The sequence below is a fragment of the Streptomyces sp. NPDC001339 genome, assembly GCF_042895955.1.
GTDB lineage: Bacteria > Actinomycetota > Actinomycetes > Streptomycetales > Streptomycetaceae > Streptomyces.
The window spans coordinates 263717-287048 of sequence record NZ_JBIAWT010000010.1; the positions used below are offsets into that span (position 1 = coordinate 263717).

The following is a 23332-nucleotide window of genomic DNA, read 5'->3' on the forward strand; positions in this document are numbered from 1 at the left end:
GCGCGGGAGCACTACCGCCCAGAGGACTACTGCCCATGGGAACCCGGGCCCGGATTCAGCGAGTTCTCGATCCGGGCGACCGTCTCCGCGTCATCGGACGGCACGTTCCAGACCGACTCCACCGGAGGCCGGGTGACGCGTTCGAGGATGAGGGAGGCGACGGTCTCGGCCTCCTGTTCCTCCTCGCTGGAGTAGGCGGCGCGCCCCAGCATCTCCCGCACCCGCCGCGGATCCAGGTCCGGCAGCAGACGCTGCATCACCGTCGTGTCGAATCCCGCGGAGTCGCAGTGGTCGCACAGCATGTGCGCGAGTTCATGGGCGATGATGTGATCCTGGTGCAGACGGCTGGTGTCCGCCTCGACGACGATCACGTCGAACGAGTCCGTCGCCAGCCACATACCGCAGGGGGTCTTCGCGCCCAAGGGCATCGTGACGAGCCGGATCGGGCGGCCACGGTCCGCGCTGAGCCGTTCCATCAGCGTGGCGATAGTGCATCCGTCGGGCAGGTCCAGGCGCGCCAGCACCGCCTCCGAAGCCCGTCGCAGGTACTTGAGGTTCTTCTTGCGGGGCTGCTTGTGAGCCCTGGAGGCTGAGGCCACGGCCGATGCCCACTCCTTCCCGCCCACCGGTCTCGCTCCCCGCAGGCCGACGGCAGCCGTCCTCCGAGCCCGGAAGCCGCTGTTGACGGCTCGCGCCCAAGGTACGCGATGAAGGGCGCCGCACTGAAGCCGGACCGGCCGCCCCGGCCGCCCCGGCCGAAGGCCCGCCGCGTGCCCGCCGCGGGCCCCGGCAACACATCGCCATGGCTGTACCACCACCCGTCCGGGCCTCGCGGCGAGCGGACAGGTCGGCAGCGCAGTCACGGTGATGCGGCCTACGTCCTTTTTGCACCCTTCCGCCATAGAAGGAGTGGGCAACTCGTAGAGGTCTTGAGGAACCATCAGGCTGGTGAGAAGGTCTCCGATGTCGAAGTCGGCCAAGGGGGGCGGGGGTTCACATGGGTGTGGTTCTGCCGGGGTGGGCGGATGAGATCCTCGACATCATCGGTATCTCGTGGCCGAACGTGGACGAGGACGACTACCGCGAAATGGCCGACTCCATGCGGGAGTTCGCCGATGACATCGACAGCGGCGCGATGGAGGCGCATCAGGCCGTCCAGGGCCTGGTGGGCTCGGCGGGCGGCTCGGTGGCGGTCGAAGCGCTCAACGCCCACTGGGGCAAGATCAACGGCACGCATCTGAAGAATCTGGGGCAGTGCGGCCGGCTGGCCGGCACCGCGCTGGACGGCGTCGCCGTCCTCATCGAGGGCGCCAAGATCGGCGCGATCGCCCAACTCGCCATCCTCGCCGCTGAAGTGATCGCCGCCCAGGCCGCGGCCCCCTTCACCTTCGGCCTGTCGGAACTGGGCGCACTGGCCGGCACCCAGGCCACCCGGGTCGCCGTGCGGAAGATCTTCAAAGAGGTCTGTGAGCAGGTCGCCGAACGGGTCATCAGTATCGCGCTGACCCCCGTCGAAGAAGCCCTCGGCGCGATGGTCGGCGACCTGGTCGTTCAGCTGGGCGCCAACGCCCTGGGCGTCAAGGACGGCGTCGATCTCGGCCAGACGGCCAAGGCGGGCAAGGAAGGTCTCAGCCAGGGCGCACAAGGCGCCAAGGACTCCTCCATGCAGCTCCTCAGCGCCGGCGGCGGCAGCGGAGGGGGAGGAGGCGCCGGCAGTGGGTTCAGCTTCGACCCGGACGAGCACGACCGCGCCGTCACGGGCCTGCAGAGCGCGGGGGGCACCTTCCGCAACAAGGCCGGCGGCAAAATCGGCCGGGCGAAGAGCCATCACGGCCGGACCCGCGGCAAGGACGCGATCGCGGATGCGGCGAACGCGATGCTGGACAAGGTCATCGACGGCATCGAGGACGGCGTGAAGAAGACCGCCAAGCACCTCGACGACAACATGACCCGCGGCATCAAGCAGATGGCCAAGAACCACCATGAGAACGACCGGGCGATCTCGGATCACTTCGCCGGTCTCGGCAAAGGGGGCGGGAAGGACCCGAAGTCCCCCAGGACCTCGCCCAATTCCACCGGCAAGGGCCCCGGAGGCAGCGGCAACAGCAAGCCCCGCGACCAGCTGAACCAGAACCACCCCCACAACAACACCCGTGACGACAAGGCCGTACAAGGATGCGGCGACCCGGTGGACGCCGCGACCGGCCGGGTCTACCTGCGCCAGACCGACCTCGAACTCCCCGGAGCACTGCCGCTCACGTTCGTCCGGAAATTCGAGTCGTCCTACCGGTCAGGCCGCTCCGTAGGACCCTCCTGGTCATCCACTGCCGATCAGCGCCTGGAGATCGACCGTCACGGCATCATCTTCGTCACCGAAGCCGGTCTGCTCCTCAGCTACCCCACACCGGAAACGGGCGAAAGGGTTCTGCCCGCCCGGGGCCCGCGCTGGCCCCTCATGCGCACCGTCCAGGGCGACTGGGCCATCCACGACCCGGACACCGGCCATACCCGCTATTTCTCCCAGGCATCCCATGCCGCCGGCATCGCGCTGCTGGACGAGATCAACGACCGGCAGGGCAACCGGATCACGTTCGACCATGACGACCGGACCGGCGCTCCGGTGGAGATCCGCCACAGTGCCGGATACCACCTGAAGTTCACCACGGACGACCGCGGCCTCATCACCGCCCTCCACCTCGCAGGCGCCGCCGACGACGGCAGCGGCAGCGACGCGCTGGTGATGTCCTACGACCACGACGAGCACGGCAACCTCACCTCCGTCACCAACTCCAGCGGCACCCCCACCCGGTTCGAGTACGACGGCACCCACCAGATGACGGCCTGGGTGGACACCAACAACAGCCGCTACGAGTACACCTACGACCACCGAGGCCGGTGCACCGCCCAGGGCGGGACCGAAGGGCATCTGCGCTACCGCTACGACTACGACCGGACCGACCCGCAGACCGGCCACCGCATCACAGCCGTCACCAACTCCCTCGGCCACACGACCCGGTTCCTCATCAACGACCGCCTCCAGGTGGCGGCCACCGTCGACCCGCTGGGCCACACCACCCGCACCACGTACGACGACTTCGACCGCCCGCTCACCCACACCGACGCCCTGGGCCACACCACCCGGTACACCTACGACGACCAGGGCAGACCCCTGACCGTCACCCGCCCCGACGGGCTGTGCACGACGGTGGAGTACAACGACCTGGGACTCCCCCGCACCGTCACCTCGCCCGATGGCACCACCCGGCTGCAGGAGTACGACGCCACCGGCAACCGCACCGCGCTCATCGACCCCGCGGGTTCCGTGACCCGCTACACCTACGACCAGCGCGGGCACCTGTCCTCGGTCACCGACCCGCTGGGCGCCACCACCCAGGTCACCTGCAACGACGCCGGCCTGCTGACCAGCGTCATCGATCCCGTCGGGGCCACCACGCACTATCAGCATGATGCCCACGGACGTGTCACCGCTTTCACCGACCCGGCCGGCGCCGTGATCCGTCTGGCGTGGACCGCCGAAGGACACCTGGCCCGGCGCACCGACCCCGATGGCTCACACGAGTCATGGACCTACGACGGCGAAGGCAACTGCGTCACGCACACCGACGCCATCGGCGCCCGTACCTCCTTCGAGTACACCCACTTCGACCAGCTCGCCGCCCGTACCGGCCCCGACGGCGTCCGCTACACCTTCACCCACAACACCGAACTGCAACTCACCCAGGTCGAGAACCCCCTTGGAGCGGCCTGGACGTACCACTACGACCCGGCCGGCCGGCTGAGCGAGGAAACCGACTTCGACGGCCGCACGGTCACCTACGCCCACGACGCCGCCGGGCAGCTCATCCAGCGCACCAATGCGATGGGCCAGCACATCTCCTACACCCGTGACACCAACGGCGACATCATCCACAAGGACGTCGACGGCTCCCCCACCGACTACTCCTACGACGCCCTCGGCCGGCTCATCCACGCCACCTCACCCCATGCGGAGCTGCGGCTCCAGCGGGACGCCCTCGGCCGGATCACCGCCGAGACCCTCAACGGCCGCACCGTGCGGCACACCTACGACGCCGCCGGCCAACGCACCCGGCGCACCACCCCGGCCGCCGTCGTCAGCCACTACACCTACGACCCGGCGGGCCGGCCGCAAGCCCTCACCACCTGCGGCCACACCATCGCCTTCACGCACGACGCGGTGGGCCGCGAGAAGAGACGCACCTTCGGTCAGTGGCTCGCCCTCGACCACGACTGGGACGCCCAGGGCCGGCTGACCCGCCAGACCGCCTCGGCCGGCAACAATCAGCACCCGGTGCAGCAGCGCAGCTACACCTACAACGCCGCCGGAAGCCTGCTCGGCATCGACGACCTCCTCACCGGTACCCGCCGCTTCACCCTCGACCCGGCGGGCCGTGTCACCCATGTGCAAGGCCACAACTGGCGTGAGGAGTACGCCTACGACGGCCTCGGCAACCAGACCGAGGCCCGATGGCCCGGCCAGCACCCGAACGCGGAGGGACAGGGAAGCCGCGCGTACACCGGCACCCGCATCACCCGTGCCGGCCGCATCCGCTACGAACACGACGCACAAGGCCGTATGACCCTGCGCCAGAAGACCCGCCTGTCGCGGAAGCCGGACACCTGGCGCTACGCATGGGACGCCGAGAACCGCCTGACCACCGTCATCACCCCCGACAACACCACCTGGACCTACCTCTACGACCCTCTGGGGCGGCGCATCGCCAAACAGACCCGGCAACCCACCGGGGAGCCGGCACGCACGGACTTCACCTGGGACGGCACCACCCTCATCGAGGAGACCACCACCTCCCCCACCTCCGAGGACGTGACCCTCACCTGGGAGTACGACGACATCCGCCCCATGACCCAGGCCGAACAGAAGACCAGCAGGACCGGCAATACCAGCGCCCAGGCCGAACGAAAGACCGGCGAAGCACCTCAGGGCGAAGCACCGCAGGAAGACATCGACCGCCGCTTCTTCGCCATCGTCACCGACCTCACCGGCACCCCCGCCGAACTGATCGACGAACACGGGACCCCGGCCTGGCGGGCCCGCAGCACCCTGTGGGGCACCACCGCCTGGACCCACACCAGCACCGCGTACACACCCCACCGGTTCCCCGGCCAGTACTTCGACGCCGAGTCCCAGCTCCACTACAACGTCTACCGCTACTACGACCCCGAGAGCGCCCGTTACGCCTCCCCGGATCCCCTCGGACTGGAGCCGGCCCCCAACCCCGTCACCTACGTCCACAACCCCCACACCTGGGCCGACCCCCTCGGCCTCGCCCCCTGCACCCACTACGCCGATGTCTACGTCTACCGCCCCGACGGCAGCCTCCGTACCGGATACGGCCTCCGCAGCGGCAACCAGACCCCGGAGGAACGCGCCCTCGGCTTCCCGAACGGCTCCTTGGCGAGCCACACCGAAAACCGGGTCGGCAGGATGTCCGGCGGATCTCCCACCCGCCCCATAGCCAATGACCCCTACGCGAACCTCGTACCGGTCAGCCCGGGTGAGACAGTGGTCATCAACGGCACACGGCCCCCCTGCCCGCAGTGCCGCGGCTCCATGAACCGCGCCCAAGCGGAGACCGGCGCCAACTTCATCTACCGGTGGGGGGACGGAAACGAATGGCGAGCAGGAAGGCGCGGAAGGTGACCACACAGCCTCCCACCATGCAGATCGACACCGTCGTCGTGGAGGAGAACGAGCCCGACGAATGCTTCACCGTCGGCATGGCCGAGCAACAGGGGGAAGGACACCAGCTGATCATCCAGATCTCCCTGTACGAACCCGACGACCAGGACGAGCAGTTGGGCCTGGACACCTACTGCGTCATGGCCGAAAGCGGAGCCACACACTACGGCGGCATCGAAGAAGCCGTACTCACCGGCAACACGCTCAGGCTGTCCTTCACAGAAGAAGCCACCAGCGGACTGGGACTGCCCTCTCCCTCCCTCACCCTGCACCTGGACGTCCCGGATGACGACGTAGCCGCGCTCGCCTCGGGACTCCGCCGGGCACTCACCTACGGCAACCCCGAACAGCACCCGCAACACATCGAGCTGACCTAGCGCCCTGGTCCGCGTCCCTGTCCCTGTCCCTGTCCGGCGAGTCCTATCCGGGCAATACTTGCTTCATGGTTGCGCTGCCGCATGACATCCGCCTGAGGATCGAAGCACCGCACATCTGGTATGTCGGTACGGTCAACCGGGACGGGTCGCCCCACGTGAGCCCCATGTGGGTGGGCCTCGACGGGGACCTGCTCCTGTTCAACACCGCGGTCGGCCGGGTCAAGGAACGCAATCTGCGCCGTGACCCACGGGTGTGCCTGTCCCATGCGGACGCGGCCGATCCGTTCGACCGGGTACAGATCCGCGGCCGTGCCGTCCGGTTCGTACAGGGACCGGAAGCGGACCGGAACATGGACGTGCTGGCCCACACGTACCTGGGAACCGAGCGGTTCGAGTGGCGTATCCCCGGTGAACAGCGGGTCATCGTGCTCATCGAACCGTCACGGGTACGTCGCGTACGCGGGATCGAACCGCTCCCCACAGGAGCGCCCGGAGCGAGCGATCCGTCGGATGCGCTCTAGCTCTATGGGCGGCCTCTCCAACGTTGGGGGCCGCTCCAATGGTGCGAGGAGGCCCTCCAGCCGGCCGTGACATCCGCGCCGAAGGACTGACGGAACGCCAGGAAAGTCAGCAACGGGTCGGCATAGGCATGACCACACCCGACCGGAGACGGCGAACCTGCACCCTGACGTGAACCGGGGTTGACCCCATGACCAGGCAAGTCGCTGATCATGGGGCCGACCCCGGCCCCATCTCAGCCCGACTCGGGCGATCCCCCGCGTCGCCCGAATCGGGCAGCTTGACCGGATGGCGACCGAGGGCGACCATCCGGAGTCATGCTGAGTATATTGGCTCGCAGCCAGTCAACGCAGGAGTTACAGGATGTCCCCCCGCAGCGCATCGGTCAATGAAGAATTGCGGCGGCGCTCCCGCGAGCGGCTGTTGCAAGCGACGGTTGATCTGGTAGGGGAGCACGGCTACGAGGCGACGACGCTGGGAGACATCGCCCAAAGGGCCGGCGCGGCACGGGGGCTGATCTCGTATTACTTCCCCGGTAAGCGGCAGCTGCTGCAGTCCGCCGTGCACCGGCTGATGCACCTGACCCTGCAGGCGGCACTGGAGCGCGACCCACGGCCGGCCGGACCGTCGGCGGGGCGGGAGCTGATGGCGCGGGCCATCGACGCGGTCCTGGGGCTGGCGCATGACCGCCCGTTGCTGATGCGTACACATATGGCGGGCATCCTGACGGCCGAGGGGTTCATCCAGTGCCCCGAGCAACAGCGGCTGGCGCAGTTGCTGCGGGAGACGGTCGTGGCGTACGGATCGCCGGACCCGGACTCCGACTACCCGCTGTTGCGGGCGCTGCTGATGGGTTCGGTGGTGCCGATGCTGCTTCCGGGGGCGGCGATGCCGCGGATCCGGCTGCGTGCCGAGTTGTTCCAACGGTACGGCCTGGACTGGGAGTTGGGGATGCCGCCGGCGGACTGAGCCGGCCATGGGTGCGCCGTGGGGCGGACCCGTGTGCGGGCCGGAGCCCCGGAGCACGCCGGTCAGCGTTTGTTGTGACGCGGCGTCAGGAGGCCGTCGTCGCGGGCGCCGGCGATCAGACGCAGCGATCTTCGGCGGTTGCGCCCGGTGGCGAGCATCACCGCCAGTACCGGATCACGCCCCTCCCGTTGGGCCCGGCGGTACACCTCCGCGGCGAGCTTACGGCGCTCGGCGACCCGCGACCGGGCGAGCAGGGCGGAGCGGGCGCGCTCCTCCGCCCGCTCCGCCACGCCCTCCCCCGCCGCGTCCCGCGCACCCTCCCGCCCCGTCGCCGCCCCCCGCGCCGCCGTCGCCTCGCTCGTCGCCGGGGCCGAGTCCGCTCCCGCCTCCTCCCCTGCCCCCGCCTCCGTCTCCGTCTCCGTCTGCGCCGGTGTGTCGCCCGCCGGTGCCGCCTCCTCCGATGGTGCCGGTTCCGGCATCGGCTCCCGCGGGGGCTCCGTTCCCGGCGCCGCGCGCGGTTCCTCGGCCGCCTCGGGTGTCATGCCGTCCACCGGTCCATGTGCCGAGCCGGCGGTCGTCGGCCCACGCGCCGGGCCGGTCGTCGCCTCGGTCGCCGCCTCACGCGCCGTCCCGTGGACCATCCCGGCCTCGCGCCCCGCCCCGGCCTCGCATCCCGTCCCGGCCGCCGCCATCGGCCCGCCGGCCCGTTCCGGTGACGCGGCGGCCGGGCCCGGCCCGCGAGGAGGAGCGGGCCGGCTCCTACGAGGGCGCCCGGTGACCGTCCGGAAGGCGTCGTCCAGTGGGCCCTCGATCCAGCGGGCCAGGTCGGCGAGGCCGTCGAGCCTCAGCGGCGGGTCGGCCCGTACGTCCTCCACGGTGATGTGGTCGTCGGAAACCGTCACAAGGACTTCGATCAGGGCACCGTCGGCGAAGGTCAGCCGTGCGCTGCACCAGGAGCCCAGTGGGTCGAGCTGGGGCGCCGGGCATCCGCGACCGTCGGACGCGGTCGCCTCGTCCGGGGCGGTGGGCCGGGGGGCGGGCGCGGCCGAGCCGTGCGCCGTCAGTTCCCACGTGGGCCACTCCCGTGGCGCGCCCTGAGCTTCATATCCGTGATTAACGGTATAAAAGTCACTTTCCGACACATTGAAAACCTAACCTCCACCTCACCCGGCCCAACAGCGCGGCACGCTCATCCCATCGGGAGCAACCCCGATAGCGCATCTCCCGGATAGCGCGTCTCCCGTCGTGCGCCCACCGGTGCGATCCTGGGGGTATCCGCGGAAGGGGCCACCCGTGCTTCGTATCGCAGTGATCGGTTCCGGACCCAGCGGGGTCTATACCGCCCAGTCCCTGATCGAGCAGCAGGACGTACCGGATATCGAGGTGTACGTCCTGGACCGGCTGCCCTGCCCGTACGGACTCGTGCGCTACGGCGTCGCACCGGACCACGAGAAGATCAAGTCGCTGCAGAACAATCTGCGTACGGTGCTGGAGCACCCCGGAGTGCACTTCCTGGGGAACGTCGAGGTGGGGGCGGCGGGGCTGGGCCTCGATCAGCTGCGGGAGATCTTCGACGCGGTGGTGTTCTGCGTGGGCGCCGACACCGACCAGCACCTGGGCGTCCCCGGTGAGGAGCTGTCCGGCAGCCATTCGGCGACCGAGTTCGTCGCCTGGTACAGCGCGCATCCCGATGCGGCCACGCGGCGCTTTCCCCTGACGGCGCGGTCCGCGATCGTGATCGGCGTGGGGAATGTCGCGGTGGACGTGGCGCGGATGCTCTCCCGTGACGCCGCCGAGCTCGCCGCCACCGATATGCCGCAGGGCGCGCTGGGAGCGCTGGCGGACAGCCGGGTCGAGGATGTCTGGATGGTCGGCCGACGCGGGCCGTCCCAGGCGAAGTTCACCACCAAGGAACTGCGGGAGCTGGGTTCGCTTCCGGGTGCGGAGGTGGTGCTCCGGCCGGAGGAGCTGGAGCGGGACCCGGCGTACCGGGATCCCGGCAGGCTGCCCGCGGTGGCGCGGCGGAATGTCGAGGTGCTGCGCGGCTGGGCGGAGGGGACGGCGGATGCGGCCCCTCCGAAGGAGCTCCGCCGGCACCGGATCCATCTGCGGTTCTTCCTCCGGCCCGTGGAACTGCTCGGGGACGCCGCCACCGGGGTGCGGGCGGTCCGGTTCGAGCGGACCGCACCCGACGGGCGGGGCGGGGTCACGGGTACCGGTGAATTCGAGGAGATCGAGGGGCAGTTGGTGCTGCGCTCGGTCGGCTACCGGGGGACGCCGCTGCCGGGGCTGCCATTCGACGAGGCCACCGGTACGGTGCCGCACGACGCGGGGCGGGTGCTGCGCGACGGGGCTCCGCTCCCCGGGGTGTATGTGGCGGGCTGGATCAAGCGGGGCCCGACGGGCGTGATCGGCACCAACCGGCCGTGCGCGAAGGAGACCGCGCGATCGCTGCTGGCGGACGCCGCGGCGCTCGGGGAGCGGACGCGGAAGCCGGCCGGGGACCCGGTGACCGAGCTGACCCGGGCGGGGCAGCGGCCGGTGGCCTGGCCGGGCTGGCTGGCCATCGAGGCCGCGGAGGCGAAGTGGGGCCGCGGACTGGGGCGCGGCACCGTCAAACTCCCTGACTGGGCGGGCCTGTTGGAGGCGGCGCGGACGGTGGAGGTCGTCTGCTGACACGGCCGGGACGAAGGGCGGCGGGCGAGCGGAGGGACGGGCGCCGCTCCCCATGACGTGACGCCCAGGGGAGCGGGCGACAGCCCCTAACGTCCACCTTTCCCCAGGCCGCAGGCACGTCCGCCTTCCCGAGGCCGCAGGCACGTCGGCCTTAACCAAGACCGTCGGCACGTCCGCCTTCCCAGGCCGCCGGCGCCGGGCTACTCCTCCCCAAGGCGGCGGGCCTGAAGATCCGCCGCCCGGAGGACGCCGTCGATCAGGCCGGGGAAGAGCTTCTCCAGGTCGGCCGTGCGCAGCCGGTTCATCTTGGCGGTGCCCCGGTAGAGCTGCTGGATCACACCGTGCTCGCGCAGCACCCGGAAATGGTGGGTACAGGTCGACTTGCTGACCGGGAGTTCGATGTCCGCGCAGTTCAGCTCGCCCTCGGCGGCGGCGAGGGTGCGGACGACGCGCAGCCGCATGGGATCGGCGAGGGCGTGCAGGACGTCCGCCAGCCGGATGTCCTCGCACGCCGGGTGCTCCAGCGGCCGGGATCCCGAAGGGCCGCGGGTGGACGTCTTGTCGTTCGGCATGGCGGCTCCTGACTCGGTCTGCCGGCTGGGTGTCTGCGGTGCGGTCTCCGGCGATCCGGCGCGGGGTGGCGGATGCGGCGCCCCGCCCACGGATCCATTGTACGAGGACCTTCGTAGTTTGACACCCACCGTATTACGATGCCTATCGTATGAACGCGGGTCCGAACCGGAGCCCGTTTCCGCCTGAGCACAGGAGCAGGAGCCTGCCGTGAGCGCACTCTTCGAGCCCATCACCCTTCGCTCGCTGACCGTCCCGAACCGCCTCTGGATGGCGCCCATGTGCCAGTACTCCGCGGCTCCCGAGGGGCCGGAGACGGGGGCGCCCGGCGACTGGCACTTCCAGCACCTGGCCGCACGCGCGGCGGGCGGGACGGGCCTGATCCTCGCGGAGGCCACCGCGGTGAGCCCCGAGGGCCGGATCACCCCGTACGACCTCGGCCTGTGGAACGACACCCAGACCGAGGCGTTCCGCCGGATCACCGGCTTCCTCAAGGCCCAGGGGACGGTTCCGGGCATCCAGCTCGCGCACGCCGGCCGCAAGGCGTCGACCGAGCGCACCTGGGTGAACCGCGGCGGCCCGATCCTCCCCGGACAGCGGCACGGCTGGGAGCCGGTCGGCCCGAGCCCGGTGGCGTTCGACGAGGGGTCCGCCACCCCCGCCGAACTGTCCGTGGCACAGATAGAGGAGATCGTGGCGGGGTTCGCGGCGGCCGCGCGCCGGGCGCTGGCGGCGGGCTTCGAGGTGGTCGAGATCCACGGCGCCCACGGTTACCTGATCAATGAGTTCCTCTCGCCGTTCACCAACCGGCGCACCGATGCGTACGGCGGCTCGTACGAGAACCGGACGCGCTTCCCGCTGGCGGTCGTAGATGCGGTGCGCGAGGTCTGGCCCGACGAGCTGCCGGTCTTCTTCCGGATCTCGGCGACCGACTGGCTCACCGAGGACGCGAGCGATGACCGCGAGGGCTGGACGGCCGACGACACCGTGCGCTTCGCCCGCGACCTGAAGAAGCACGGCATCGACCTGCTGGACACCTCCACGGGCGGCAACGCACCGGACGCGGAGATCGCCACCGGCCCGGGGTACCAGGTGCCGTTCGCCGAGCGGGTCAAGAAGGAGGCCGGTCTCGCGGTGGGCGCCGTCGGGCTGATCACCGAGGCCCGGCAGGCCGAGAAGATCATCGCGGCGGGGCAGGCCGACGCCGTACTGATCGGCCGGGAGCTGCTGCGCTCCCCCAGCTTCGCGCAGCAGGCGGCGCGGGAGCTCGGTGCGGAGATCCGGGTGCCGTATCCGTACCACCTGGCCGTCTGAGCCGACCGGACGGCGGCTCGCCACCCGCCGTCCGACCTGCGCAAATGCGCTCCGGGGCGCCGTTGTCAGTGGCCGGGTGCAAACTGGCCCGTGTTCTGAGACAACGGCGTCCCGGAGGTGTCCGGCCATGACCGACGTACTACTCGCGGTGGGTACCCGCAAAGGGCTCTTCATCGGTCGCCGACGGCGCGGCGACTGGGAATTGAGCGGTCCGCACTTCCCCGCGCAGGCGGTGTACTCGCTCGGGATCGACACCCGCCGCGCGACGCCCCGGCTGCTGGCCGGCGCGGACAGCTCCCACTGGGGCCCGTCGGTGTTCCACTCGGACGACCTGGGGGAAACCTGGCAGGAGCCGGCCCGCCCCGCCGTCAAGTACCCGCCGGACACCGGGACTTCACTGGAGCGGGTCTGGCAGCTGCACCCGGCCGGTCCGGCCGCACCGGGCGTGGTCTACGCGGGCACCGAGCCCGGCGGACTGTTCCGTTCCGAGGACGGCGGCGAGACCTACGATCTCGTACGGGCGCTGTGGGACCACCCCAGCCACGAGAAGTGGGTGCCCGGCGGCGGCGGGCTGGCCGTCCACACGGTGGTCACCGACCCGCGGGACGCCGACGCGGTCACGGTCGCGGTCTCCGCGGCCGGTGTGTTCCGCACCCTCGACGGCGGTACGACCTGGGCGCCGTCGAACACCGGCGTCAAGGCGGTCTTCCTCCCCGACCAGCACCCGGAGTTCGGCCAGTGCGTCCACAAGATCGCGCAGGACCCCGTGGACCGCGACCGGCTGTATCTGCAGAACCACTGGGGCGTCTACCGCAGCGATGACACGGGCGCGACCTGGCAGGAGATCGGCGGCGGGCTGCCTTCGGACTTCGGGTTCGCCGTCGCCGCGCACCCGCACCGGGGCGGTGTCGCCTATGTCTTCCCGATCACCGCGGACATCGACCGGGTGCCCGCCGGCCACCGCTGCCGGGTCTACCGCACGGCCGACGCCGGCCGCGGCTGGGAGGCCCTGAGCGCCGGACTGCCGACGGAGGACCATTACGGCACGGTGCTCAGAGACGCCCTGTGCGTCGACGGCGCCGATCCGACCGGCGTGTACTTCGGCAACCGCAACGGCGAGGTGTACGCCAGCGCGGACGACGGCGACAGCTGGCGCCAACTGGCCGCGCATCTGCCGGACGTCCTGTGCGTACGGGCCGCCGCTGTGGCATAGGCAACGCCCTGGCGTAGGTGGCGCCCTGGCGTAGGTGGCGCCCTGGGCCAGTGTGCGCCGGGGAGCCGGGCGGAGGGGCGGGGGTGGCCGGTTCCGGTGGGTCGCGGGTGCGGGCGCAGGCCATCGATTCCGGGGTAACCGCCCTCGGCCAGTAGGGTGATCCCGTGGCTGCACGACCTCTCCAAGACATTGTCGAACCAGGCTGGGCCAAGGCACTTGAGCCCGTAGCCGACCGGATCGCCGCGATGGGCGACTTCCTGCGGGCGGAGATCGCCGCGGGGCGCACCTATCTGCCGGCGGGTACCAATGTGCTACGCGCCTTCCAACAACCCTTCGACGAGGTGCGGGTGCTCATCGTCGGACAGGACCCCTACCCCACACCGGGGCATGCGGTCGGGCTCAGCTTCTCCGTGGCGCCGGACGTCCGTCCGCTGCCCGGGAGCCTGGAGAACATCTTCCGCGAGCTGCACTCCGACCTCGGACTGCCCCGACCCTCGAACGGCGATCTGACCCCGTGGACACAGCAGGGCGTCCTGCTGCTGAACAGAGCGCTGACGACCGCGCCCCGCAAGCCGGCCGCACACCGCGGCAAGGGCTGGGAGGAGGTCACCGAGCAGGCCATCCGGGCTCTGGTGGCGCGCGGGCGTCCGCTGGTGTCGGTGCTGTGGGGCCGCGACGCACGCAATCTTCGGCCGCTGCTGGGCGATCTGCCGGCGGTGGAGTCCGCGCACCCCTCCCCCATGTCCGCCGACCGGGGCTTCTTCGGTTCACGGCCCTTCAGCCGGGTGAACGACCTGCTGGTCCGGCAGGGCGCACAGCCCGTCGACTGGAGGCTGCCCTGACACTGGGCGATAGTGTGCCCGGCATGACGAATGCGAACATCCCTGCGGGTTGGTACGCGGACCCGCAGGGCACCCCCCACCAACTGCGCTGGTGGGACGGGTCCCTGTGGACGGAGCACACCCACCCGGGACAGCAGCCGGCGTCGGCGCCGGACCCGGCCCCGTATCCCGGCCAGCAGCAGGGTCAGCAGCCGGGCGGCGCACCGTACGGGCAGCAGGGGCCCGGCCTCCCCCAGCAGGCGCCCGGCCAGTCAGCGCCCGGCCGGCCGACGCAGCAGCCGTACGGACAGCAGCCGATGCCGGGACAACCGATGCCGGGGCAGCCGAGCGCGCATCCGGGCGCCGTGCAGCACCAGGTACAGCAGCAAGCCGGGGTGGCGCCCGGCGCGCCCGGCGGCGGCACCCTCTTCACCGAGCCGGTGCTGGTGGTCAACCAGAAGGCCAAGCTGATCGAGGTCACCAACGAATACGGTGTGTTCGACCAGCACGGCAACACCCTCGGCTCGGTCGTCCAGGTCGGCCAGAGCACGGCCAAGAAGGTGCTGCGGGTCGTCTCCAGCCTCGATCAGTACATGACCCACAAGCTGGAGATCCGGGACGCGTACGGCCAGCCGCAGCTGGTGCTGACCCGGCCGGCGAAGATCCTCAAGTCCAAGGTGATCGTGGAGCGCCCGGACGGCTCGCCGATGGGCGAGATCGTGCAGCAGAACGCCATCGGCAAGATCAACTTCGCGATGATGGTCGGCGGCCGTCAGATCGGCGCCATCAAGGCCGAGAACTGGCGTGCCTGGAACTTCGCGATCGTGGACCACGCCGACACCGAGGTCGCCCGGATCACCAAGACCTGGGAGGGCCTGGCCAAGACGATGTTCACCACCGCGGACAACTACGTCCTGCAGATCCACCACCAGCTGCCCGACCCGTTGCTGAGCCTGGTCGTCGCCACGGCCCTGACCGTCGACACCGCCCTCAAGCAGGACGCCCGCGGCCTTGGGTGAGCGGCCGGCCGGCCGCGGCGCGGTCCGCGGTCACGTCCTCGGGGTCGACTCCGGCGGCTCGGGGCTGCGGATCGCCGTGGCGCGCGCCGACGGCGACACCGGGCCGCTTCCACTGGTGTCGTTCACCTCGGACGAGCCGGTGCGCACAGGTCCGGCGGGTATCGACGCGACGCACCTGCTGTCCCAACTCCTGCCCGCCGCGGAGAAGCTGGCAAGCGAGGTGGGCGCGGACCGGTATGTGGCGGTGTGCGTGGGTGCCACCGGTATGGCCTCCCTGGGCGACGATCTGCGCACCCGACTGCCCGCGGCGCTGGCCGGCGCGTTCGGGGTGACCCGGCTCGCCCTCGCGGCGGACGCGGTGACCGCCTACGCCGGGGCGCTGGGCCAGCGGCCCGGTGCCGTGGTGGCCGCGGGCACCGGCATGATCGCGCTGGGCACCGATCTGACGGTGGCGGGCGGCTGGCGCCGCGCGGACGGCTGGGGCCATCTGCTGGGCGACTCCGGTGGCGGCGCCTGGATCGGCCGCGCGGGCCTGGAGGCGGCGATGCGCGCGTACGACGGCCGGAGCGGCGGTTCGGCCGCTCTGCTGGCGCGCGCCGAAGCGGTGTTCGGCCCGGCCGCCGGACTGCCCGGCGTGCTGTATCCGCGTACCGACCGGCCCGCCGTGCTGGCCTCGTTCGCCCCGGAGGTCGCCCGCTGCGCCACCGAGGACGACGCGGTATCCCTCCGTATCCTGCGCGCCGCCGCCGGGCATCTCGCCGATGCCGCGGCCGCGGTCTGCCCGCCGGGCGCCGGGCGCACGGTGGCGTACACCGGCGGGCTGTTCCGCATCGGCGAACCGCTGCTCGCCCCGCTGCGTACGGCGCTCGCCGAACGACTCCCGCGAGCCCGCCCCGCGGCCGCCGCGGGCAGCCCGCTCGACGGGGCGCTGGCCATCGCCGCGGCGCTCGCCGGGGACCGTCTGCTGCTCCCCCCGGATTCGAAGTTGTTGCAGATCACACGCCCTGCGCCGGGCTGACGCCCCCATGCTGCGCGGGATAAATCGGGACGGAAACCTCGGCTCCCAACCCTCCCTCCGCGCGGGTGCGGTGTGAGGCGTTAGCATGCGGCGCCATGAGTTCCCCCACTGGGCCCGCACCTGGCTCGCACCATTTCGACGCAGCATCCCCGAGCCCTGGAGGCGCACCCGGACTGCCCGTACGAACACCGCGCGCGCGGCAGTCCGGCCGCCACCGCAAGCCGGAGCCGCTCGCCGCACCCGAGGGCGCACCCGCCCTGGTGCTGGCCGTGCCCGGCACCCCGAACTCCGCCGCGCGCAGCCTGGCGGAGGAGGTCTCCAGCATCGCCCGCTCCGAACTTCCGGGGCTGGACGCCCGGATCGGCTATGTCGACGGCGGCGATGACGCGTTCCCGTCGCTGGAGGCCGTGCTGGCGCATGCCGCCGCCGAGCAGAAGGCCCGGGCGGGCGCCGACAGCCGCGCCGACCTCGGCCCCGCCACGGTCGTCGTACCGCTGCTGGCCGGGCCGGACAGTGCCCTGCTGCGCCGGATACGCCAGGCCATCATGAACAGCGGCTCCGGCGCCGAGCTGACCGATGTCCTGGGCCCGCACCCGCTGCTCGCCGAGGCGCTGCACGTCCGGCTCTCGGAGGCGGGTCTGGCGCGCGCCGACCGCGCCCGGCTGTTCACGGTCGCGACGGCCGCGGACGGCATCATCCTGGCCACCGTGGGCGGTGAAGAGGCCGTCCAGGCAGCCGGGATCACCGGGATGCTGCTCGCGGCGCGCCTCGCGGTGCCGGTCCTGGCCGCGGCGCTGGACGAGGAGGGCGCCATCGCCCGCACGGCCGAGCAGCTGCGCGGGTCCGGTTCGCAGCAGCTGGCACTGGCCCCGTACCTGATCGGCCCGGAGATCGCCGACGGCCTGGTGGGGGCGGCCGCGGCGGAGGCGGGCTGTGCTTCGGCCGAGCCGCTGGGCGCGTACGGCGCGGTGGGCCGCCTGGTGCTGTCGAACTACGCGGCGGCGGTCGGCATCACCCTGCCCACCCAGGCGCAGGGGGTACCGGTCCGTTAGGGCCTGTCACCAGGCCCTGCCGCTAGGCCCTGTCGCCGTTCCGCCGTCCGTCGGAAGCACTCCGCACAGCACGGAAGCACTCCACACAGCAGCACAGAGGGGCCGTCCTCGCACCGCGCGGGGGCGGCTCTGTGCGTGCGATGTGTGTGTGCGCGTGCGTGCGTGCGGTGGCGACGGCCGGATCAGACACGGATCGGATCAGACACGGGCCGGATCAGAAACGGGCCGAATCAGACGAAGACGACACAGGAAGCGGCCGGGACCTCGATGGAGCCGCCCCGGGCCGGTACACCGGTATCCGGGTCGACGGTGAACCAGGTGACGTCGCCGGAGCGCTCGTTGGCGGCATAGAGGTGCCGGCCGTCGGGGTGCAGCGCCAGATCACGGGGCCACCGGCCGCCGCACGGCACCGTGGTGACGAGGGTGGCGGCGTCGCCGGAGGCGTCGAGGCGGAGGACGGAGAGGCTGTCGTGGCCCCGGTTGGCGGCCCAGGCGAACCCGCCGTCCGGGGAGAGGACCAGCGCGGAGGGGAAGGTACCCCCGCACCGCCTCCCGCCACCGCCACCGCCCCCGTCCGGGAGGAGCCGGGTCTCCCCCAGAGGTGTCAGCACGCCCCCTTCGCCGTCCCAGCGGCAGACCGTCACCGTCGGTTCGAGTTCATGGATGGCATAGACGTGGCCGCCGCGCGGATGGAAGGCGAGGTGGCGCGGCCCGCTGCCGGGACGCAGCCGCACCTCGTCGTGCACGGCAGGTGTCCCCTCGGCACCCTCGGCTGCACCGAGGACGCAGACGCGGACCGAGTCCGTGCCCAAGTCGGCGCTGAGCAGCCAGCGGCCTCCGGGGGCCGGCAGCACGGCGTGCGCGTGCGGGCCCTCCTGACGGTCCGTCCGCGGTCCGCTGCCCTGGTGGGCGAGCACCCGCGCGGGCCCGCCGAGGGAGCCGTCGGCCCGTACGGGGAGCGCGCTGACGCTTCCCGAGCCGTAGTTGGCGGTGACGAGGTGGCCGGCGGCCAGGGCGAGATGGGTGGGGTCGGCGCCGTTCACAGGGACGGCGGGAGCGAGCAGTGCGGGGCCCCCGGGTGTGAGGGCGAAAGCGGCCGCGGCGCCGTCGGGCGTCTCGCTGACCGCGTAGAGGTACCGGCCGTCGGGGCTCGGGGCGAGGTAGGAGGGGTTCGGGACGGCGTCGGTGACGTACAGCGGGGTGAGCGCTCCGGACGCCGGGTCGACGGCCGCGGTGGTGATGCCGGGCCCGCCGGCCGCGGTGAACGATCCGATGTACGCCCGCCGACCCCTGTTATCCGCCTTGCACGTCCTGCGCGCCTTGTGCGCCTTGTGCGTCCCCACTGGTTCCGCCCTTCGTCCGCCTGCCCGCCCCATGAAGTGCCGCACGCCCCCGTGAAGCGCTGCCCACCCCCTGAGACGACGCCTGCCCCTGGAGGCGGGCCCGCCCGCCAGGACACCGCGGCGACGCTAACAGCCCGAACGGACCGGTCGGCCGCCGCGGTGGCCGGATCCGGCCGACGGCCGGCCCGTGCGCGGCGGCGTCAGGCCCCGGCGAGAGGCGAGGGCCGGGTACCGCGCAGCGGGGCCGCCAGCTCCGCCAGGCTCTGCTCCAGGCCGTGCAGATGCGCGAGCGCGGCCCCGGGAACCGGTGCCTGCGGGACGACCGGATCGGCGCCCTTCAGCTCATTCCCTCCGCCTGGCGTGGTGAGGGCCGCGACGGCGGCCTCCACCCGCCGGCAGGCGGCGGTGAGGCGGTCGTCGTGTGACGCCTCCGGGTCGGCGGCGATGGAGGCCAGCCCCCGGACCTCGCGGGCGCAGTCGTCGAGCAGTTCCAGAACGCGCCGGGCCCTCGCCTTACGGTTGCGCAGTGGACTCAGCGGATGCACCAGCGGGGCGAGCGAGAGCCGCACCCTGCCCAGCAGCTGTTCCAGTTCCGCCACCCGGGGGGCCGGATCGGCGGTGCCGGAACCGGCCAGGCGGGCCGCCGCCTCGGTGGCGCAGGCGTGTACGCAGCGCAGGGCGCGCTGGATCCAGGCGTCCGTGGTGGCGTGTGTGGTCACCGGCAGCACCAGCAGCACGGCGAGCGCCGCGGCGGCGGCCCCGATGCCGGTCTCGGCCAGGCGGAGCGTGAGCAGGCTCATGTCCAGGACGCCGAGGAGCCCGTAGAGCAGTCCGGCCAGCACCGTGACCGCGAACATCATCCAGGTGTACGAGACGGCCGCGGTGTAGAAGATCCCGAAGACGCACACCGCGGCGAGCACCGCGCTGGGGACGGCGGCCCCGTGCAGCGGAATGGCCACGAACGTGCCGACGCCGATGCCGATCACGGTACCGAGGATCCGCCGGAACCCACGGACGAGGGTCTCGCCGCGGGACGCGGTGTTCACGAAGACCCACCAGGCGGCGCCCACGGCCCAGTACCAGCGCTGCTCGGAGACCAGCTGCCCCGCCAGGAGGGCCACCGCGCTGCCGGCCATCGCCTGGACGGCCTGGCGGGTGGTCGTACGGGCCAGGCCGGAGCCGTCCGGCAGCACGGGTGGTGCGACGGCCGGGGGCAGTTTCCGCTCGTAGCACCACAGGCCGAACCGGACGGCCGAGGAGACCAGGAGGGAGAGGGCGACGGCGGCGTACAGCTCGGGCAGCTGGCGCGGCACCGTGTGCAGGAACTGCGCCACGAAGAACGTCATGAACCCGAAGACGCCCAGGGCATGCCCCCGCGGACCCCAGCGGCGCGCGTACACCCCCGCGCCCACGATGGCGAGGAACGCCACGTTCCGCGCCATGGGGTGGTCGTGCAGACCCGCCGCGAGGGCCAGCACCGGGAAGCCGACCGCCGGCAGCAGCGCGGTGCTGACCATCTGTGCCCGGACCGTCGTGTCGGTGACGGTGAAGAGGGCAAGGAGCGCGCCGAGGCCGCCGATGACCGCCGCGACGAGCGAGTGCCCGACGAGGCCGCAGACCGCCACCGCCAGGCCGATGCCGAGGACGGCTCGTACGGCGCCGCGCAGCCGCAGCCGCCCGGCATCCGCGGCCACGAAGACCCTCTTCAGCACAGACTCCCGCCCCTTCCGCGTTCCGGTGGCGAACGCACGTGAACGACCCGTGGGAAGACCCGCACGTCCGTGGGAAAACCCGCATGAAAAAGGCGCCGCGGGATCCGCAGCGCCATCGACGGTCACATCACACCATCCGGCGGACCGCTGGCTCAACCGAAGCCGGAATCGCTGAGCCATTGGTATATCCATACGCGTTCTTTACGTGCCACGAGGAGGCCATCGGCCCACCGGTATCGCCCGCCGTCGAGGACACGTCGAGGACACGGTGACCGACGTGCCGGGCGGGTGGGTCGTGCCCATAAACTTGCGCTGTGTCCGACAACCGTGCCGATGAGCGGCCCATACCCCAGGCGTCCCACGGCGGTGGGCTCTCCGAGAAGCAGAAGGAGCGCGGGGCGTCCTGGCGTGTGTTCGTCTACATCGCCGGGAGTCACCTGCTGCTGGGTTTCCTGGCGCTTCTGTTCTACCTGGGCTCGCACGCACAGAAGTAGACCGGCCGCCGCCCTCAGTAGACCGGCCGTCGCCCTCCCCTGCTCGTCGCCCCGACCGCGGTTCATCAGAAGGGCGTCAAGAGGTGCGGAGAACTCTTGAAGCCGTGTGCAGCACGGCATTTGATGGGTGATGTGAACAGCGCCTGGCTTCTCCTCGACCGACCTCCTCATACGGGGATCCGTCGCGTGCCGCGCTGTCCGGAGACATCCGCTTTCCGCTGATTCGTCCTCCGTATCCCCACGAGGCGCCGTGACCTGACGCGGCGCCTCTTCGTATATCCGCATGCCCTGACACCCCCTCGGGTTTCCTTGGCATGCCTGCCCCTTTCGTCACCTTTCCCGGAATGGATCATGTCCTCTTCTGACCTCTCCTCCCGTACCGTCCTGGTCACCGGCGCCACCTCCGGCATCGGCTTCGAGACCGCCGGGCAGCTCGCCGGGCGCGGCGCCACTGTCCTGGTGCACGGCCGCACCACCGAGGACGCCCAGGCAGCGGCCGACAAGCTCGTCGCCACCACGGGCACCGACGCCGGCCGACTGCGGGTGTTCGGCGCCGACTTCAGGAGCCTGGAGGAGGTCGAGGCGATGGCGCGGCGCGTCGTCGCCGAGCACCCGCATCTGGACGTCCTGGTCAACAACGCGGGGATGGCCGCCCCCGAGCGGCACACGCTCACCGCGGACGGCAACGAGATCGCCTTCCAGGTCAACTTCCTCGCCCACTACCTGCTGACCTGCCTGCTGGAGCCGGCGCTCACCACCGAGCCGGGCGGCCGGGTGGTCAATGTGTCGTCGTCGCTGCACCGCACCGCCTCCATCCAGTGGAGCGACCCGCAGCGCGCCCGCCGCTACTCCCGGCTCGCGGCCTACGCCCAGTCGCAGCTGGCGCTCACCGTGTTCGCCGCCGACCCCCGCGTCACGGCGGTCTCCGTCCACCCGGGCATCTGCGAGACGGAGCTGATGTCCCTGTACGCCAACTCCGGCGCGTCCGCGGCCGAGGGCGCGGGCCATGTCGTACGCCTCTGTGACCCGGCGACCGAGATCGTCAACGGCGCCTACTACGACCGCGACGAGCGTGTCGAGCCCGCGCAGGCGGCGACCGAGGACCGCACGGTCAAGCGCCTCACCAAGCTCGCCGACCAGCTCGTCGGCCAGCACGCCTGAAGAACCCCCCGACCGAAAGGCCCTGACGCCCATGTCCAAGCGCGCACGCAAGAAGAAGGCCCGCAAGAAGAAGAAGGCCAACCACGGCAGCAAAGCCGGACAGCGCTGAACCACCGAGCGGGGTGGCCCGGGTGGGCCACCCCGCTCCTCTCATAAGGAGTCCCCGTGATCGAACTCTCCGCCGACCAACTCCCCGCCCTCGCCGACCGGTTCGCCTCCGGTCCTCCCGGGGCGACCGCACTGGCCGAACACGCGCTGGTCTCGGGGACCGGTCGCTGGTGGGCCGACCGCGCCATTGAGCCCCGCGCCCTGGCCGTGGCCTGCGCCGACCACGTACTGCTCCGCGGCGCCCCCACGGCCCTGGCTCCGTGCGACCTCTCCCGCTTCGCCGCGCACTACGTGCAGGCCCCCGCCCGCTTCCTGCCGCTGCTGTGCCACGCCTTCGACCAGCTCGTACCGTGGGAGCGCATGGCGTACCTGCACCGCGTCTCCGTGCCGGACCCGCGCCCGCCCCGCGGTGTGACGGTGCGCCGCCTGACGCCCGAGGACGCCCCGGCCCTGGCCGCGCTGTCCGCCCGTACGGCCTGGATCCACGCCACCTGGGGCGGTCCGGCCGGGCTCGCCGCCTCCGGTCACGGCTGGGCCGCCTTCCACAAGGGCGACGTTCTCGCCATGGCCTGCACCTACTTCCGCGGCTCCAGGTACGAGGACATCGCCTGCTTCACCGTCCCCGAACACCGCCGCCGGCGCCTCGCCCTGGCCTGTATCACGGCCCTGTGCGAGGACATCGCCGCCCGCGCGCACATCCCCAGCTGGACCTGCTCCCGCGACAACCGTCCGAGCCGCCTCCTCGCCTGGACCGCCGGCTTCCGCCTGGAGCAGGAGTACGTCCACCACTTCGCCGGGCAGCCCGCCCGGCACGGCGCCGGTCTCGCCGTCTGAACGTTTCGTACCGAACGCGCCACGGTGGCCGGGCGCCGTGGCCGATTCGCTCGCGGAATTCGAACGTCGCAGGGGTTCCATCGCAGGTCAGGACCTATGCGTTAGGAAGCCGTCAAGGCAGCGCTAATGGCCGTAAAGGTGGCATCAACGGAGAGCGAGATCGAGCCATCTCGCGGTTTCCTCGTCTGGTCAGATAATCCGAACCTCTTACAGGAGTTCACGATGGCCGATGTGGCCTTCGTCGTCGCCACGATCGCGGTGTTCGCGCTGGTGGCTCTCGTCGCCAAGGGGGTGGCCAAGCTGTGATCACGGAAAACCTCATCGGCCTGATCGTGGCCGTCGCCCTGCTGGGCTATCTCGTCCTCGCCCTCGTGTTCCCGGAGAGGTTCTGA

General features: G+C 71.5%; 21 protein-coding genes. 16 read left to right on the forward strand and 5 right to left on the reverse strand.

The window, feature by feature from the left end; all coding sequences use genetic code 11:
* Window positions 1-26 precede the first annotated feature (26 nt).
* On the reverse strand, window positions 27-599 hold the full coding sequence (locus ACFY12_RS27970) for a toxin (RefSeq protein WP_390718675.1): 573 nt from the start codon (window positions 597-599) through the stop codon (window positions 27-29).
* Window positions 600-997: 398 nt separating this feature from the next.
* Between ACFY12_RS27970 and ACFY12_RS27975 the strand changes: the two genes are divergently transcribed.
* The 4 genes from ACFY12_RS27975 to ACFY12_RS27990 all read left to right on the forward strand — a co-directional run bounded on the left by ACFY12_RS27975 (window position 998) and on the right by ACFY12_RS27990 (window position 7605).
* Window positions 998-5701, forward strand: a complete 4704-nt coding sequence (locus ACFY12_RS27975) for a DUF6531 domain-containing protein (RefSeq protein WP_390718676.1) — start codon at window positions 998-1000, stop codon at window positions 5699-5701.
* Window positions 5698-6117: an Imm10 family immunity protein gene (locus ACFY12_RS27980; protein ID WP_390718677.1), complete on the forward strand. Its 420-nt coding sequence runs from the start codon at window positions 5698-5700 to the stop codon at window positions 6115-6117. The genes ACFY12_RS27975 and ACFY12_RS27980 overlap by 4 nt, the downstream gene beginning before the upstream one ends.
* Window positions 6118-6182: 65 nt before the next feature.
* Window positions 6183-6638 (forward strand): PPOX class F420-dependent oxidoreductase, encoded by a 456-nt coding sequence (locus ACFY12_RS27985; protein ID WP_390718678.1) that lies wholly within the window; start codon window positions 6183-6185, stop codon window positions 6636-6638.
* A 361-nt stretch (window positions 6639-6999) separates the two neighbouring features.
* The gene (locus tag ACFY12_RS27990) at window positions 7000-7605 is read left to right on the forward strand and encodes a TetR/AcrR family transcriptional regulator (protein ID WP_390718679.1); all 606 of its coding nucleotides are present in this window, start codon (window positions 7000-7002) and stop codon (window positions 7603-7605) included.
* 62 nt (window positions 7606-7667) lie between these two features.
* Here ACFY12_RS27990 and ACFY12_RS27995 read toward each other — a convergent pair whose 3' ends face one another.
* Window positions 7668-8747 (reverse strand): DUF6214 family protein, encoded by a 1080-nt coding sequence (locus ACFY12_RS27995; protein WP_390718680.1) that lies wholly within the window; start codon window positions 8745-8747, stop codon window positions 7668-7670.
* A 151-nt stretch (window positions 8748-8898) separates the two neighbouring features.
* On the opposite strand from ACFY12_RS27995, the gene ACFY12_RS28000 reads away from it, so the two are divergent.
* Entirely contained in the window at window positions 8899-10281 is a 1383-nt protein-coding gene (locus tag ACFY12_RS28000; RefSeq protein ID WP_390718681.1) for an FAD-dependent oxidoreductase, read from the forward strand.
* A 200-nt stretch (window positions 10282-10481) separates the two neighbouring features.
* Here ACFY12_RS28000 and ACFY12_RS28005 read toward each other — a convergent pair whose 3' ends face one another.
* Window positions 10482-10853: an ArsR/SmtB family transcription factor gene (locus ACFY12_RS28005; protein WP_390718682.1), complete on the reverse strand. Its 372-nt coding sequence runs from the start codon at window positions 10851-10853 to the stop codon at window positions 10482-10484.
* A gap of 208 nt (window positions 10854-11061) precedes the next feature.
* Here ACFY12_RS28005 and ACFY12_RS28010 point away from each other — a divergent pair, with 208 nt between their 5' ends.
* The 6 genes from ACFY12_RS28010 to ACFY12_RS28035 all read left to right on the forward strand — a co-directional run bounded on the left by ACFY12_RS28010 (window position 11062) and on the right by ACFY12_RS28035 (window position 17288).
* Window positions 11062-12165 carry an NADH:flavin oxidoreductase/NADH oxidase gene (locus tag ACFY12_RS28010; RefSeq protein WP_390718683.1) on the forward strand — a complete coding sequence of 368 codons (1104 nt, stop codon included), beginning with the start codon at window positions 11062-11064 and terminating at the stop codon, window positions 12163-12165.
* Between the two features lie 127 nt (window positions 12166-12292).
* Window positions 12293-13378, forward strand: a complete 1086-nt coding sequence (locus tag ACFY12_RS28015) for a WD40/YVTN/BNR-like repeat-containing protein (protein WP_390718684.1) — start codon at window positions 12293-12295, stop codon at window positions 13376-13378.
* 164 nt (window positions 13379-13542) lie between these two features.
* Window positions 13543-14220, forward strand: a complete 678-nt coding sequence (locus ACFY12_RS28020; RefSeq protein ID WP_390718685.1) for a uracil-DNA glycosylase — start codon at window positions 13543-13545, stop codon at window positions 14218-14220.
* A 23-nt stretch (window positions 14221-14243) separates the two neighbouring features.
* Window positions 14244-15218 carry a phospholipid scramblase-related protein gene (locus ACFY12_RS28025; protein WP_390718686.1) on the forward strand — a complete coding sequence of 325 codons (975 nt, stop codon included), beginning with the start codon at window positions 14244-14246 and terminating at the stop codon, window positions 15216-15218.
* Window positions 15211-16236 (forward strand): N-acetylglucosamine kinase, encoded by a 1026-nt coding sequence (locus tag ACFY12_RS28030; RefSeq protein WP_390718687.1) that lies wholly within the window; start codon window positions 15211-15213, stop codon window positions 16234-16236. The genes ACFY12_RS28025 and ACFY12_RS28030 overlap by 8 nt, the downstream gene beginning before the upstream one ends.
* 95 nt (window positions 16237-16331) lie before the next feature.
* Window positions 16332-17288, forward strand: coding sequence for a sirohydrochlorin chelatase (locus ACFY12_RS28035; RefSeq protein WP_390718688.1), 957 nt, complete (start codon window positions 16332-16334; stop codon window positions 17286-17288).
* 230 nt (window positions 17289-17518) lie between these two features.
* On the opposite strand, the gene ACFY12_RS28040 is transcribed toward ACFY12_RS28035, so the two are convergent.
* Window positions 17519-18631, reverse strand: a complete 1113-nt coding sequence (locus ACFY12_RS28040) for a lactonase family protein (RefSeq protein ID WP_390718689.1) — start codon at window positions 18629-18631, stop codon at window positions 17519-17521.
* 200 nt (window positions 18632-18831) lie between these two features.
* Window positions 18832-20343: an FUSC family protein gene (locus tag ACFY12_RS28045; RefSeq protein WP_390718690.1), complete on the reverse strand. Its 1512-nt coding sequence runs from the start codon at window positions 20341-20343 to the stop codon at window positions 18832-18834.
* 314 nt (window positions 20344-20657) lie between these two features.
* Between ACFY12_RS28045 and ACFY12_RS28050 the strand changes: the two genes are divergently transcribed.
* The 5 genes from ACFY12_RS28050 to kdpF all read left to right on the forward strand — a co-directional run bounded on the left by ACFY12_RS28050 (window position 20658) and on the right by kdpF (window position 23332).
* Complete coding sequence (locus ACFY12_RS28050) at window positions 20658-20837, forward strand: DUF6126 family protein (protein WP_390718691.1); 180 nt, start codon at window positions 20658-20660, stop codon at window positions 20835-20837.
* Window positions 20838-21188: 351 nt separating this feature from the next.
* Window positions 21189-21998 carry an SDR family NAD(P)-dependent oxidoreductase gene (locus tag ACFY12_RS28055; RefSeq protein WP_390718692.1) on the forward strand — a complete coding sequence of 270 codons (810 nt, stop codon included), beginning with the start codon at window positions 21189-21191 and terminating at the stop codon, window positions 21996-21998.
* Between the two features lie 165 nt (window positions 21999-22163).
* A complete protein-coding gene (locus ACFY12_RS28060; protein ID WP_390718693.1) occupies window positions 22164-22940 on the forward strand; it encodes a GNAT family N-acetyltransferase in 777 nt (258 codons plus the stop codon).
* Window positions 22941-23066: 126 nt separating this feature from the next.
* On the forward strand, window positions 23067-23246 hold the full coding sequence (locus tag ACFY12_RS28065) for a hypothetical protein (RefSeq protein WP_390718694.1): 180 nt from the start codon (window positions 23067-23069) through the stop codon (window positions 23244-23246).
* Complete coding sequence (gene kdpF, locus ACFY12_RS28070) at window positions 23243-23332, forward strand: K(+)-transporting ATPase subunit F (RefSeq protein ID WP_390718695.1); 90 nt, start codon at window positions 23243-23245, stop codon at window positions 23330-23332. Before ACFY12_RS28065 ends, kdpF begins: the two co-directional genes overlap by 4 nt.